Consider the following 14,404-nt stretch of genomic DNA (forward strand, 5'->3'; position numbering starts at 1 on the left):
GCCCGGGCTGCCCCACCCTGCCGGGACGTCCCATAGGGTTCGGCCTCGGCCTGCCCGTCCAGCCGACACCGCGCGCGCCGCTATGGCCGCGTCGATGCGGGGCAACCGCAGGGCCTTGAAGGTGATGCCCCTGCGACGCCTGATGCCTGCGACGATGTTGCTGCTGGCGCTGCCGTTCGCGGGCTCCTGCGACAGCGGTGGCACCGACCCCTCCCGGACCGACAACGCACTGCGAACGGCGGCGTCCGGGGACGAAGTGCTGATCAGCACCCACAACGGCGACGTGACAGTGACCCACTCCGGTCTGGTGCACGTCCCGTTGCGGCTGTCCACCCACAGCGGATCGGTGCGTGCGACATCTCTGGAAGCGGCCCGGGTGCACGCGAGCACCGTCAACGGCTCGGTCGATGTCACCGTCCCCCCCGCGATGCCCCGGCCTACCGCGTCACCATGAGCGCCGACAACGGGCGCACCGCGGCCGACGCCCACGCCCGGGTTGCCGACCGAAACCGCCTGATGACACTGACCACGGTCAACGGTGACGTCACGGCCCGCCGGGACTGAGGTGTGACGAGCTGTCAGTTTCACGTGAAACACCCTGACGTCGTGTTTTAAAGTAACTGTCGCTCGTTTTCCGCGACTCAGGGACCTGTGAGGACACGCGAACCATGTCCACCGAAACGTTTGAGTTTCAGGTAGAGGCCCGTCAGCTGCTCCAGCTGATGATCCATTCGGTCTACTCGAACAAGGACGTCTTCTTGCGGGAGCTCGTCTCCAACGCCTCGGACGCGCTCGACAAACTGCGCCTGGCCGCCCTGCGCGACGACGGCCTCGGCGTGGACCTGTCCGATCTGCACATCCAGCTCGACGTGGATCCGGAGGCCCGTACGCTCACGGTGCGCGACAACGGCATCGGGATGTCGTACGACGAGGTCGGCACGTTGATCGGCACCATCGCCAACTCCGGCACGGCCGCCCTCCTCAAGGAACTGGAAGAGGCCCAGGACGAGGCCGGCGCGGAGGGGCTGATCGGCCGGTTCGGCATCGGGTTCTACGCCGGATTCATGGTGGCCGACGAGATGACCCTGGTGACCCGGCGCCTCGGCGAGACCAGCGGCACGCGCTGGTCGTCCCGCGGCGAGGGCACCTACTCGCTGGAGAAGATCGAAGAGGCGCCCCAGGGCACGTCCGTGACGCTCCATCTCAAGCCCGCCGACCCCGAGAACCAACTGCACGACTACACCTCCACCTGGAAGATCAGGGAGATCGTCAAGCGGTACTCGGACTTCATCACCTGGCCGATCCGCCTCGTTCCCCAAACCGGCGACGGCGAGGAGACGCCCGAGCCGGAGACGTTGAACTCGCGCAAGGCCCTGTGGGCACGCTCGCGCGAGGAGGTTTCGGCGGACGAGTACCACGAGCTCTACAAGCACGTCAGCCACGACTGGCGCGACCCCCTGGAGACGATCCGGCTCCAGGCCGAAGGCACCTTCGAGTACCAGGCCCTGCTGTTCCTCCCGGCCCATGCCCCGCACGACCTGTTCACGCGGGACTTCCGGCGCGGTCTCCAGCTCTACGTCCGACGCGTGCTGATCATGGACGACTGTGAGGCGCTGCTGCCGCCGTACCTCCGCTTCGTCAAGGGCGTCGTCGACGCGCAGGACCTGTCGCTCAACGTCTCCCGGGAGATCCTCCAGCAGGACCGCCACATCAGGATGATCCAGCGACGGCTGACCAAGAAGGTCCTGTCGTCGGTCAAGGAGCTGAAGGCCAACGACGGCGAGAAGTACGCCACGTTCTGGCGTGAGTTCGGCGCCGTGCTGAAGGAGGGACTGCTCGGCGACCCGGACAACCGCGACGCCATCCTCGCGGTCGCGTCCTTCGTTAGCACCCATGAGGGAGACGAGCCGACGACGCTCCAGCAGTACGTGGAGCGGATGAAGGACGGTCAGGAGCACATCTACTACCTGACCGGCGAGTCCCGGCAGAGCATCGAGAACTCCCCGCACATGGAGGTGTTCAAGGCCCGAGGCATCGAGGTCCTGCTGCTGACCGACCCCGTCGACGAGGTGTGGGTCGACGCCGTGAGCGAGTTCGAGGGCAAGCAGCTGCGGTCCGTCGCCAAGGGCGAGATCGACCTCGACGCCCAGGGCAGCGAACAGGAGGACAGCACACGGCAGGAGCAGGACGAAAGCTATTCCGGCCTGCTGGAGTGGATGAAGGAGCAGCTGGGGGAGGAGGTCAAGGACGTCCGGCTGTCGACCCGCCTGACCGTCTCACCGGCGTGTGTCGTCTCCGACGCCCATGACCTCACCCCGGCGCTGGAGAACATGTACCGGGCGATGGGTCAGGAGGTGCCGGTCACCAAGCGGATTCTCGAACTCAACCCCGGTCACGCGCTCGTCCGCAGCTTGCGGCAGGCCCACGCGGAGCAGGAGGACCGCGCGGAACTCGCCGAGACCGCCCAACTGCTGCACGGACTGGCCGTCCTTGCGGAAGGCGGACAGCCCAAGGAGCCCGCCCGGTTCGTCAAGCTGGTGGCGGAACGACTGGAACGCACGCTCCGCTGAGCCGCGAGGCCGCAGATGCGGCACGGCGGCTGCGCTCCCCGGCCGACCGGGGCGTTGCTTGCCGTTGTGGAGGAGCCGCGGGGCTCCTCCACATGCCCGGTGTTGCCTCCAGGCATGGTCGCTTGCTCCGCCCGGTCGGCCCGGGTCTCCCGCGCTGTGGAGGACGTGCCGCCCGTCGGTCCCCGGCTTCGGTGAGAGGTCAGGGGGTCAGCGCGCCGAGGAGTCCGTCGAGAACCGCTTCCTGGCGCTGCGGAGTGGTGGGCGGGGCGAAAAGGGCGTTGATCTGGAAGCCCATGAGGGCGGCGAGGAGGCCGTCGATGACGGCCTCGTCCGGCGTGGCGGTGGTGACGTCGCCGTCCTCCCGGGCCTGTTGGAGGTAGTCGTGCATCTGGGCCCGCCAGGTGGTCATGACGGTCTCGTGCACGGCGGCCATGCGGTCGTCGTGCAGGGCGCGGTCCCAGAAGGCGATCACGACGCGGGCTTCCAGGAGCCGTAGTTCGTCCAGGGGCATGATCTCCCGGCAGAGCAGGCGCAGCGCCGTGAGTCCTCGTTGTTCCCCGATGGCCTGGCTCGCCCGGACGTTGGTGGCGTCGAAGGCGTGCTGGAAGGCTGCCTGGAGGATCTCGTCCTTGTTCCGGAAGTACCCCGACAGGGCGCCGTTGGCGTATCCGGCCTCGGCTGCGAGTTCGCGCATGGTGACGGCATCCAGTCCACGGCGCGCGATCAGGGCCCACACTGCCTCGACGATCTCACGGCGTCGCGCGTCGTGATCGACGATCTTCGGCATGTGCGCTTCCCTCCTGGATCCGTCCCGCCGGCCAGGCCTGACCCTAGCTCACGTCGTGCCTGGCCAGGGGAGGGGCAGCGAGGGTTCAGGCGAGCATCGCGGCCATGCTGACAACCATGACGAGGCCTCCGGATTCGCGCAGCATCAGACTCCGGTACGGCAGTCGGTGCCGCGCAGTGCGGGCTGCCGGCCTGATGAGCCCGAGACGTGCGTGGAGGTGGGCGGCAGCCCGGGCGACGGCCCAGCAACCGGTCAGGAAGAGGAAGGACATCGGCTCCCAGGCGGGGGAGCCGTGGGCCGTGTGCGTACCGCTTGCGTGGCTGGTCCGGGCGGTGGCCGCGGTGAGCACGACCATGACCGCGAGGTCCGCGACGGCGGCAGGGCGGCGCGCGGGGCAGCCCGCGAAGGCGGTCCACAGACAGGCCAGGGCGATGGCGGCGGCCCCGGTGAGGAGGACGTCGGGGTCGGGGTGCCGGGGCACCATCAGTGCCATGACGGCGAGCACGATCGCGTGGGGTGCCCAGTGGCGGACGGGTCCGGGCAGGTGCCCGGCGAGACAGAGAACCGCCCCCGCCGTACCGGCGAGGGCCAACGCGCCCTGCACACATGCCTCCTTGTGGTCGCGGGCCGGGAGCGGCGGGGCCGGGGAGCCGGACCCCGCCGCCGGGTCTCAGGCGGAAGGACCGTCAGGTTCGTCGTCGTAGGGCGATCAGGGTGCCGATGACGAAGAACAGGACCACGACACCCTCGAAGAGACCGGCCAGCGCGGCGGAACCCCCGATGAGCGTCGTGAAGTTGTCCAGCACGAGCCACACCACCGCGCACAGCCCCAGCCCGCCCAGTACGGGGGCGATCCGGGTGTGCCAGAGGCGGGAGTCGGCGTCGCCCCGTGCGAAGAAGACCACGACCGCGACGCTGACCAGGATCATCAGCACCAGCACGCCGAGCGTGGCCAGACCGCTCATCCAGGTGAACAGCTGGAGCACCGGATCGGCCCCGGCGAGGGCGAACACGGCGACGACCACGGCGGCCGAGACCGTCTGGGCCAGCGAACCGATGTGCGGGGAGCCGTGCCGGCCGTGGCTGCGGGCGAGCGCCGCGGGCACGCTGCCCTGGCGGCCGAGGGAGAACAGATAGCGGGCGATCGCGCTGTGGAAGGCGAGCAGCGCGGCGAACAGGCTGGTGAGGAGCAGGATCTCCATGAGGTCGGAGGCCGCGCTGCCCACGTACTGACCGGCGACGGCGAAGACCAGCCCCGAGGTGTCCTCGGCGGCAGCGCTCTGTACCTTGCCGGTGCCGACGGCCAGCACCATCGCCCAGCTCGCAAGCGCGTAGAAGACGCCGATGAGGACCACGGCGAAGTAGGTGGCCTTCGCGACGCTGCGCTTGGGGTCGCGGGCCTCCTCGCCGTAGATGGCGGTGGCCTCGAAGCCGACGAAGGAGGCGACCGCGAACATCACCCCGATCCCGGGGGAACCGGACGAGAAGGAGTGCGGGGTGAAGGAGTCGAGGTCGATGCCGTCGGCGCCGCCCTGGACCAGCACCGCGACGGCGACGACCGCGACGATGCCGACCTCCAGCACGATCAGCAGGGACAGGACCTTGGTGCCGACCTCGATGTTGCGGTAGCCCAGCACCGCGACGAGCGCCAGGAGGAGTCCGCTCCACGTCCACCACGGCAGGTCCGGGCCGCCGTACTCGGTGACCAGTCCGCCCGCGGTGACCCCGGCCAGGCCGTAGATGCCCGCCTGGATGGCGCTGTACGTCAGCAGGGCGAGCCCCGCGGCGCCGGTGCCGGTGACCCTGCCGAGGCCCGCGGTGACGTACGAGTAGAAGGCACCGGCGTCGACGACGTGGCGGCTCATCGCCGCGTAGCCGACGCTGAACAGCAGGAGGACGGCGGCGACGAGCAGGTAGGCGGCGGGGACGCCGGGGCCGTTGCCGATGGCGAACATGACGGGCAGGGCGCCGCCGATGGCGGTGAGCGGTGCGGCTGCCGCGACGACGAGGAAGACGATGCCGGTCACGCCGATCGAGCCGCGCAGGCCGGGAGCGGGAGTGGCCTTGGTGGTGCCGGTATCGGGCTGTGCGGTCAGGTCAGCCATGGTGGTCCTCCGGTGCGCAGCAGGCGTGGGCGGTCGGAGTGGGGGGAACGTCGAGCGTGGGGTTGCGGTCGAAGAAGCCGACCGGCTTGAGCTTGAAGCCGGTGTAGTCGACCGGCATGATCGGCCAGTCCTCCGGCCGGGGTGCGTGGGTGAGGCCGAAGGTGTGCCAGACGACGATGTCCTGGCCGTCGATGTCGCGGTCGGAGGAGGCGTACGCGGGCAGCCCGGCTCCGCCGGGGTGCTGGTTGACGAAGTCGCCGGCCGGGTAGCGCTCGGCCGGGTCGTAGCGGGTCACCCACAGGTGCTTGGTCGCGAAGGCGGCACGGGCGGCGACGGACGAGTCCGGGTCGGCGAGCAGGGCGGGCTTGCCCTCGGGCAGGAGCGCGTACGCCACCGGCTGGCCGAGGCGGTTGAGGGAGGTGGGGTTGGAGATGTGCCAGACCCGGTCGGCGCCCGCGTCGGCCATGCGCTGCGCCTCGCTCTCGCGGGTGAGCGGGGTACGGCGCAGGGCGAAGGCGTTGCCGCGAGGGTTGTCCGGGCCGATCGGCACCCGGGCCGTCTCGACCTCCTCGACGCGGTTGGCGGTGCCGTCGACCGCCATGTCCAGGCGGGCGCTGAACAGGTGCTGGTGGTACGGGGCTCCGAGGCCCGGGGCGATCTCGGTGGCATAGGGGTAGTCGCCGCCGGGGTGGGCGGAGGTGAAGACGACGCCGGTGGCCTTGGCCTCGAACTCGATGGTGCCGTCGAGGTAGAGGTACCAGTAGAAGCCGTAGTCGTAGTTGCCGACGGTGGTGAAGAAGGAGAGCACCATGCGCCGCTGGCGCCGGGTCTCGGCGGACCCGGCCCACAGGTCGGTGTGCTTCCAGAGGATGCCGTAGTCCTCCTCGTGCAGGCAGATCGCGTTGGTGAGGGTCTTGGGGGTTCCGCTCTCGTCGGAGATGACCGCGTCCAGGTAGGTGATGTCGCCCAGGCAGTCGCAGCCGAGCTGGAGGGCGTTGGCGTACCGGCCGATGAGGTATTCGCCGGTGTCGAAGTAGTTCTGCCAGGACCGCACCGGGGAGGGGTCCGCGTAGGGGACGACCATCTCGGCGATCGACGCGCGGTGGACGACCGACCGTCCGGCGAAGGCGAGCTGATGGAGGATCAGACCCTCGCGGGCGTCGAAGCCGATCCGCAGGGTCCAGTTCTCCCAGGTGAGCAGGTTGCCGTCGAGAGTGAAACTCGGGCCTTCGGGCTGGGTGATCTCGATGGGCTTCTGGCTGGTGCGCAGGGGTCCGGTGACGGCGGGGTCGTCGAAGTTGCCCGGCTCGGTGGGGATGAGGACCGGGCCGTGGTCGAGGACGCGGTCGACGGTCCGGTTGAGGACATCGACGTAGGCGACCAGCCCGTCGACCGGATGGGCCCAGGCGTGATCCGTGTCGTGCTCCTGGACGAAGGCCAGGCCGCGCAGGATGCGGCGCCCGCGCTCCTCGGGGTACTCGTCGGCGTAGACCCCGGCCGACAGGGGCGCGACCCGTACCCGGGAGACGTCCAGGTCCCGGATCCTGAGCGCGGCCAGCCATTGTTCGTCGGTGGCCAGGATCTCCTCGACGAGCGCGAACTCCTCGTCGAGTACGGGGAGTTGGCCTTCGGTGGCGGCGTCGAGGGCGCGATCGGAGTCGATCCGTCCATGAGTGAGGGAGACGACCACGTCCCGGGACGCGCCGCCCGCCGGGTCGGTGTCGAGCAGCAGCACCCTCACCCGCCGGTCGACCGGAGCCCCCGGCGTGTGGGCGAGCAGGTCGTCCTTGGCCGGTTCCTCGAGGCCGAGGTAGGCGAAGCGGGTCGAGTCCGCGAGGAGACCGGCATCGGCGAGTGTCCGGCGGGCGGTGTCTATCTCCACGGGGGTGAGGGGGTCGAGCGGATGGAGTTCTGTCGGGACGGGCGAGGGCGGTGTCAGGACGTCCATGGGTGATTCCCCTCCGGGGGCATGCCGCACATCTTTTTTCTACGGTCGTAGACAAAAGATGTGCGGCATGCGTTTCACCCGAGACCTCCACCTGTTTCTCCGCCGTTAAAGGCGCACGGGATCGTGCCAGGTCGGTGCGGGCATGCAGGCCAACTGGGGTGCAGCTCTCGCCCGCGTCCGCGGCGCTCGTGGCGGTCAGGCCGAGCGTGTGGGCTTCAGGGCCGCCACGCCTTCCTTGACCTTCTTTTCGGCTTCGGCGTGCTTGGCGGTGCGCTTGGCTTTCGCCTCGTCCTTGCGGATCCTGTCGGCGGCCTCCTCCATGGCCTTCAGCTCTGTCCGTACGCTGTCGAGCGTGCGCCGCTCGAGGGCGGCGTCGTAGCGCATGGCCAGCAGGTCGAGGGCGTCGGGGTCGGCTTCGATGACCTCGGCGAGGATGACGGTGCCGGACGGCGGGACGTGGGGCGTGAAGGCGCCGACGGCTTGGGTGGTCTGGGCGACCCGCTTGTAGTCGTAGCCGCCGCCGATCGCCGCGCCGATGCCCCAGCCCATCAGGACGCCGAGGGGGCCGGCGAGGATGCCGACCAGGGAGCCGACCAGGCCGCCGACCGCGGTGTTGCGGCCGGCCTCGGTCTCCATGCCCTCGGGGACGCGGACGGTGCCGTCCTCCAGGCGCTCGATCAGGACGGCGCCGCGGACCTCGGCGGTGGCGGAGGTGAGGTGCTTGAGTTCGCTGAGGGCCTGGTAGGCGGGGGCCCGGTCGGCGAAGCGCAGGGCGATGGCGTTCTCGGTCGTGGACATGGTGCCTCCTTGGGGCGAGGGCTGTTCGTGTGGGGTGTGGTGGCGCCCCATCTGTGAGACAGTGTGTATCGAAGAAGGGTTGTGAGTCAACCTGTCTCATAGATGGATTTCTGGAAGAGGTGCCACCATGTCCCGGACCAGCGAGGATCCTCGCGCCCTGCGTAGTCGCGCCGCCGCCCTGGCCGCCGCCACGGAACTTCTCGTCGAGGGCGGGCCGGAGAAGGTCACCCATGGCGCTGTCGCCGAGCGGGCGGGAGTGGGCCGGGCCACCGTCTACCGGCACTGGCCCGACCTGCAGTCCCTTTTCCTTGACGCGCTGGCGGCCGGCGCCCGTCCGCTGCTCACCGTGGAAGGCGGCCCGCTCCGGGACGAGCTGGTGAGAGTGCTGGAGCGGGAAGCCGACTGGCTCAATCAGCCCATCTCCGCGTCCGTCATCGCCACCGTCATCGAACGGGCCGAGCGGGACGAGGACGTACGGCGCCTGCGCGAGGAGATGTTCGGCCGCGCCGATGAGGACCTGGTCGGCGTGCTCGCCGCTGCCGTCGCACGCGGCGAACTGCGTCCCGGTGTCGAAGAACACGCACAGGCCCTGGTCTCCCGGATTCTCGGCCCGCTGCTCTTCCACCGGTTCATGCTCGGTGTCCGGCTCGACAAGAACATGGTGGCGGACGCGGTCGACACCGCACTGGCCCCCTGGCAGCCGGACGCCTGACCGCCCGTCAGCTCCGTGTGTCGCGGAATGCGACGGGGGTCTGACCGGTCGCGCGGGTGAGGAGGCCGGCCCGGAGGAGAACCGCCGGGGCCGGTCACTGCTTGGCTCTGACCAGCCCGGCCTCGTCCGATGATCACCTAGTGGTCGGCGATCAGCACGGTCTCGCTCATCCGGTGCGAGGAGAGCATCACGGCCCGGCCTCCGTCCGCCAGCATGCGCAGCAGGTTGCGCACCCACAGCACACCCTCGGGGTCGAGGCCGTTGACCGGTTCGTCGAGCATGACGACGGCCGGGTCGCCGAGGAGGGCCGCGGCGATGCCGAGTCGTTGGCCCATGCCCAGAGAGAAGGCGCCCACGCGCTTGCCGGCCACACTGGTCAGCTCGGCCGGCTCGATCACCTCGTCCACTCGGCTGCGCGCGATGCCATGGGTGTGTGCGAGTGCCCTCAGGTGGTTGAACGCCGTACGTCCCGGGTGGACGGACCTGGCCTTCAGCAGGGTGCCGATCTCTTGCAGCGGCACGGCGTGCTTCGCGTAGCTGCGCCCGTTGACCGTGACCGAACCACCGGTGCGGAAGTCCAAGCCGATGATCATGTGCATGGTGGTCGACTTGCCGGCACCGTCGGCGAGGAAGCCGGTCACCTCACCTGGTTCGACGGTGAAACTCAGGTGGTTGACAACTGCCTTGTCCCCGTACCGGTACGTCAGCTCACGTGCTTCGATCATGCCTCTGGGCCTTCCTGGCCACTCGAAGCCTCTTCACCTGCGACGAGCGGAGGAGAGCTTACCGCGCGGGAGCCGCTCGACGATCTTGTCCAGGGTGATGGGAGTGCTCCGGATCCTGCAGGAAGCATCGAGATGGGTGGCGCTCCGGTACGGGTCCCCCAAGGCATCGCCGGAGCCGGGCCCGGTCACGGGCCCGGCCTATGGCTGCAGTAGGTCGGCGGACTTGTGCCCGTCAGCGCTTCTTGTACGCGGCGGTGACCTCGACCTCCACCAGCCAGCCCCTGACCGCCAGTGACGCGACCTCCATCGTGGCACGCGCGGGACGGGCCTTGTTGGCGACCAGCGGGGCCTTGGGGGCGGAGGTGCCCATCGGGACCGGGACCACCTCCTTGGAGGTGAGGTCGATGTTGGCGAAGTACTGGCGGTACGCGCGGTTCCAGCCCGCGTAGTCGGCGGTGTCGGAGCCGGGCGGTTTCATCAGGTAACACTTCATCGTGATGACGTCGGCCAGGGTCAGCCCGGCCGCTGCGAGGTTGGTCTTGATGTTGCGCAGGACGACGAGCGCCTGGGCCTCGGTGACGGTGACTCCCGTGGCGCCCTGAGTGAGAGCCGGGTCGGTGTACAGCTCGGGTGAACCGGCCGGCGCGGACGGGTTGAGCGCGGTCGGGCCGAGGCCGCTGCTCTGGTAGAGCGCCACCTCACCGCCGGTCACCACCCCGGTGGCGATGGCCGGGTTCGACTGGCCCTCGGGCAGCATGACGCGGACCTCTTTGGAGCCGGGCCACCAGCCCCTGCCCTCGGCGAGCGCGGTGCCGCCGGTGAGGAGCGAGGCGGTCAGGGCCGTACCGATCACAGCCTTCGTACGTCGCTTCATGCGGCCATCACCCTTTCGTGGATGTCGGTCACGACCTTGCGGGCCGAGGTGAACGCGCCGTGCTGCCAGGCGATGACATGGCTGAGCCAGTCACCGGCGAAGTAGACGTGCCCGGCCGGCTGGTTGAGCAGCTTGTACTCCGGACCGGTCTGCGAGGGCCAGCCCACCCAGCCGGCCTCGATGTGAGGCGTGCGGTGCCAGGCCACGCTGAAGGAGTGATCGAGTTCGGTGCGGTACTTGTCACCGTGGATCTTCACACCCCGGCTCACCGCCCGCGCGACGCGCTGGGCATGCGGCAGATCGCTGTACGCGAGCGCGTTGGCACCGAAGTTGTAGTAGCCGATGAGTGTGCCCCGGCGGCCCTGGTAGCCGTACGAGGGGTACCAGATGGTGGCCAGATCGGTGTCGGTCGGCGTGATGCCGCCGTAGATGTGCTCGTCCGTCTCCCACCAGCGGCTGCGGTACTCGAGCCCGACCTTGCCGACAGGCGTCGGGACGGCGTACTTCAGCGCGGCGGTGACGTCGGCCCCCAGATTGTGCTTGAGGCGGGCCATGACCATCGGCGGTATGGCCGCGACGACGAAGTCGGCGCGCTGGGTGCGGGTGCGGCCGCCGGCGTCCTTGTACGTGACCTCGGCACCGTCCGGCAGGTCCTTGACCTCCTGCACCGCGGCGCCGTAGGTGATGCGGTGCAGGCCGATCGCCTTGGCCAGGGCGTACGGGATCGCGTCCATGCCGCCCACCGGCTGGAACATCAGCATGGCCTGGTCGTAGCCGAATTCGAAGGCGAAGCGCTGCCCCACGCCGCTGGCGACGACGTCTGACAACGTTGGCACCGGGCCGAGGACCGTGCCGTCCTCGAAGGCCGCGCCGGGTTCGACGGAGTAGCCTCGCCGGTCGGTGCCGGTGTAGGCGTAGCCGTCGGCTTTGCCTTTGATGGCGCCGAAGCTCTGCAGGAAGGCGATCAGTCGCTCTTTGTCCTGCGCGGTGAGCTGTGCGTCGAGTGCGCCCTGGTCGGTGGCCTTGGCGAGCAGTTCGGAGACGTAGCCGTAGACGTCGGCCTTGGCCGTGCGCCAGCGCATGGGCTTGCCGGCGAGGGCGGCACTGCTTTCGTGGTAGATGTACGCGTTGGCGTTCTGGTTGGTGAACACCTGGAGTTCGACGCCGAGTTCGCGGCAGTACTCGAGAGTGACGTGGGACTGCGGCAGCCGGGCCGGGCCCGCGTTCATGTACTGGCCCTTGGTGAACGACGCCGTCTGCGTACGCCCGTCGAGGTCGGTCAGCCTTGTGCCGCCGCGGACCGTCCAGTTGCGGCCCCCGGGACGGTCGTTCGCCTCCAGGATCCGGCAGTCGTAGCCGGCCTTGCCCAGCTCGTACGCCGTCGCCAGGCCGGCTATACCGCCGCCCAGCACGAGCACTTTCTTGCCGCCGCGTCCCGTGAGCGCGAAATCGCTCCGCTGGGGCGCCCGGTACTCGTCTGCCCGCACGTCGGGCACCGGGGCGAGCCCGAGAGCGCCCATCGCCGAGTAGAGCACTCCGGCACCACCTGCGGCGCCGACGGATCTCAGGAAGTTGCGGCGGGATGCGGGGGATTGCTCTGCAGCCATCAATTCCTCCTCGTCCGAGCCCCGGGGGCACGCGCCGTCCGGGGAGCGGTCGTTCGGTCAACCCGGTCACGTGGGGGGCGAGTTGCTGAGGAGACCGGAGGTGCGTCGCCATGAGCCTCCGTCAGGACTGTTACAGCGCCATGCCACTGACGTAACCGGTGCGAGCCGTGAGCTGCGAGCCACGAGGAAGGGGTGGGCGGGGGAGCGCGGCAACGAGCGGAGGCGCGCCAACTGCAGAGAAAACCAGCTTCGTTGACGGGGTCGCACCCTGGCCGACTGCGAAGGCGACGCCAGGGCCACCGAGCTTGTGGGCACCGCGATTCCGAACTGCCGGGTGGTGGTAGCCCCGACACCGAGTCGGACCTCCTTTCCCCTGCGCCGCATCCCGGGCCTGTTCGGTTCGCACAGTCGGTCCTCGGATCCCGGCAGCTTCCTCGCGCGTCGGTGTCAGGAACGAAGGGTGCGCAGGCCGGTGCGGATTTCGCTGACATGGATCTCGGGCTGTTCCAGGGCCGCGAAGCGCCCGCCCTTGGTGAACCGGTAGAGGGATATCGCATCGAGCATGTCGTCGATGCTGAGAGCGTCCTCGGTGAGCCCGTGGTTGTCGGTCTTGGACTGGAACTTCTCGTAGACCGGGGCGGCGAGGATCTGCTGAAGCAGCAGGGTGTCGATGTGAACCAGCGCGGACGGAAGGAAGTGCAGGGCGAGTATGGACACCTCCAGCGACTCCTTGTCCTTGCCGGTCAGGTGGCCGTTCTTGCCGTAGAGAAGACTTTCCCCGAGTGACGGCGCCCCCCACCTCGAAGGACTGTGCGGAACGGGTCCCCAGTCCTGGGAAGGATCGCTTCATCGAACCGGTTCGCAGAAACCTAGCGGCGAGAAAAGATCTCAGCAATACCCTGAGGCAAGCGGAGTCTGCAGATCATTCGGGTTACAGGTCTGTTTCGAGAAGGTTCGCCGCAGGCGTTGACAGCCCCCTGAGTCGTTTCTATCGTCGCTTCACCGAACCGGTTCGACAACCGGTGATCGTTGACTTCTCACCGCAGTACCCACGCCACCTACCTACGCGACCGGACGTTCCGCTTCACACGGCATCGAAACGGTTCGAGCAAGGAGTTCCCGTGAACATCGGTGAGATCGCCCGGCGGGCCGGTGTCTCGCGGAGCACCGTGTCCTATGCGCTGAGCGGCAAGCGTCCGGTGTCGGAGGAGACGCGGCGGAGGATCCAGCGGGTCGTCGACGAGCTGGGCTACCGGCCCAGTGCCAGCGCCCGTGCCCTGGCCAACGGGCGGACCAGCACGATCGGGCTGGTCTTCCCGCCGGCCGGGAACCACTACACGGGTATGCAGCTGGACTTCATCGGCAGTGTGGTGGAGGCGGCTGCGGCCTTCGACTACGACGTGCTGCTCTCACCCAGCGGCGTGGACAGCGACCGTTCCTTCCAGCGGCTGTTGGGGGAGCGGCGGGTCGACGGCGCGATCCTGATGGAGATCAGGCTGGCCGACGACCGGGTGGATCACCTGGCCGAGCTGGGCTTCCCCTCCGTCGCCATCGGGCGCACCGCCCGTCCCGAGGGCAGCTGGTGGGTGGCTCTGGACCACACCGCCCTGGCGGCGGCGTGCGTGCACCACCTGGCGGACCTCGGCCATCGCCGGGTCGCCTTCGTCAACCGGCCGGAGCAGCTGCTGCGGGCCGGGTACGAGTCCGCGCAGCGGGGCCTGGACGGTTTCACCAAGGCCGCGGCCGAGCGTGGGCTGACGGTCCGGACGTACTGCTGCGGGGACGACGCCGCGTCCGGGCAGTCCTGTGTGGAACGCATCTTGCACGACGATCCGGCCACGACCGCCCTGGTGACCTTGAACGAGGCCGCCCTGGGCGGCATCTACCGGGGGCTCGCCCGGGCGGGCCGCCATGTCCCGCGGGACTTCTCCGTCACCGGGGTGGTGGCCGGCCGCTGGGCGGAGACGGTGACCCCGCAGCTCACCGCCGCCGACGTACCGGCCGCCGACCTCGGACGGCTCGCCGTCGAACTGCTGGTGGAGCGGCTGGACCACCCCGGCACACCGCCACGGCACCACCTGCTCACGCCGCCGATCTCGCTGCGGGCCAGCACAGGGCCCGCAGCTGGCACACCCTCCACCGGGGCCTGACCCTCCTCGGACGTTCGCTTCTTCCCTTCCTTGCCTTCCACCCCGAGCACCGATCCCTCACCGCCACCGTTCGGCGTGCCCGCTTCCCCCTGTCACTCCTCCCACGGCACCCGTGTGCCCGAAAACCG

The 14,404-nt window shown here is 69.4% G+C and carries 12 protein-coding genes and 1 pseudogene; 4 read left to right on the top strand and 9 right to left on the bottom strand.

Going from position 1 to position 14,404, the window contains the following annotated elements; genetic code table 11:
* Window positions 1-124 precede the first annotated feature (124 nt).
* Window positions 125-454 (top strand): hypothetical protein, encoded by a 330-nt coding sequence (locus PH203_RS37490; protein WP_289926053.1) that lies wholly within the window; start codon window positions 125-127, stop codon window positions 452-454.
* A gap of 214 nt (window positions 455-668) precedes the next feature.
* Complete coding sequence (htpG, locus tag PH203_RS37495) at window positions 669-2,570, top strand: molecular chaperone HtpG (protein ID WP_289926055.1); 1,902 nt, start codon at window positions 669-671, stop codon at window positions 2,568-2,570.
* Between the two features lie 199 nt (window positions 2,571-2,769).
* Here the strand turns inward: htpG and PH203_RS37500 are convergent, their stop codons facing one another.
* From PH203_RS37500 to PH203_RS37520, 5 genes are all read right to left on the bottom strand, one after another.
* Entirely contained in the window at window positions 2,770-3,357 is a 588-nt protein-coding gene (locus PH203_RS37500; protein ID WP_289926056.1) for a TetR/AcrR family transcriptional regulator, read from the bottom strand.
* Window positions 3,358-3,442: 85 nt separating this feature from the next.
* A complete protein-coding gene (locus tag PH203_RS37505; RefSeq protein ID WP_289926059.1) occupies window positions 3,443-3,961 on the bottom strand; it encodes a hypothetical protein in 519 nt (172 codons plus the stop codon).
* An 82-nt stretch (window positions 3,962-4,043) separates the two neighbouring features.
* The gene (locus PH203_RS37510) at window positions 4,044-5,462 is read right to left on the bottom strand and encodes an APC family permease (RefSeq protein WP_289926062.1); all 1,419 of its coding nucleotides are present in this window, start codon (window positions 5,460-5,462) and stop codon (window positions 4,044-4,046) included.
* Window positions 5,455-7,410 (bottom strand): primary-amine oxidase, encoded by a 1,956-nt coding sequence (locus PH203_RS37515; protein WP_289926064.1) that lies wholly within the window; start codon window positions 7,408-7,410, stop codon window positions 5,455-5,457. The genes PH203_RS37510 and PH203_RS37515 overlap by 8 nt, the downstream gene beginning before the upstream one ends.
* A 195-nt stretch (window positions 7,411-7,605) precedes the next feature.
* Complete coding sequence (locus PH203_RS37520) at window positions 7,606-8,208, bottom strand: hypothetical protein (protein WP_289926067.1); 603 nt, start codon at window positions 8,206-8,208, stop codon at window positions 7,606-7,608.
* A gap of 127 nt (window positions 8,209-8,335) precedes the next feature.
* Between PH203_RS37520 and PH203_RS37525 the strand changes: the two genes are divergently transcribed.
* Window positions 8,336-8,920: a TetR/AcrR family transcriptional regulator gene (locus PH203_RS37525; protein ID WP_289926069.1), complete on the top strand. Its 585-nt coding sequence runs from the start codon at window positions 8,336-8,338 to the stop codon at window positions 8,918-8,920.
* Window positions 8,921-9,060: 140 nt separating this feature from the next.
* Here the strand turns inward: PH203_RS37525 and PH203_RS37530 are convergent.
* The 4 genes and pseudogenes from PH203_RS37530 to PH203_RS37545 form a co-directional block, all read right to left on the bottom strand.
* Window positions 9,061-9,645 (bottom strand): annotated as a pseudogene (locus tag PH203_RS37530) (ATP-binding cassette domain-containing protein); the annotation flags it as partial.
* Between the two features lie 232 nt (window positions 9,646-9,877).
* Window positions 9,878-10,519, bottom strand: coding sequence for a Rid family hydrolase (locus PH203_RS37535; protein WP_289926071.1), 642 nt, complete (start codon window positions 10,517-10,519; stop codon window positions 9,878-9,880).
* Window positions 10,516-12,126 carry an FAD-dependent oxidoreductase gene (locus tag PH203_RS37540; RefSeq protein ID WP_289926073.1) on the bottom strand — a complete coding sequence of 537 codons (1,611 nt, stop codon included), beginning with the start codon at window positions 12,124-12,126 and terminating at the stop codon, window positions 10,516-10,518. Before PH203_RS37540 ends, PH203_RS37535 begins: the two co-directional genes overlap by 4 nt.
* A 447-nt stretch (window positions 12,127-12,573) precedes the next feature.
* Window positions 12,574-12,843, bottom strand: a complete 270-nt coding sequence (locus PH203_RS37545; protein ID WP_289926075.1) for a hypothetical protein — start codon at window positions 12,841-12,843, stop codon at window positions 12,574-12,576.
* A 404-nt stretch (window positions 12,844-13,247) separates the two neighbouring features.
* Between PH203_RS37545 and PH203_RS37550 the strand changes: the two genes are divergently transcribed.
* Window positions 13,248-14,276, top strand: coding sequence for a LacI family DNA-binding transcriptional regulator (locus PH203_RS37550; protein ID WP_289926077.1), 1,029 nt, complete (start codon window positions 13,248-13,250; stop codon window positions 14,274-14,276).
* The last annotated feature ends 128 nt before the right edge of the window (window positions 14,277-14,404 follow it).

The sequence above is a fragment of the Streptomyces sp. S.PB5 genome (genome assembly GCF_030403745.1).
Taxonomy (GTDB): domain Bacteria; phylum Actinomycetota; class Actinomycetes; order Streptomycetales; family Streptomycetaceae; genus Streptomyces.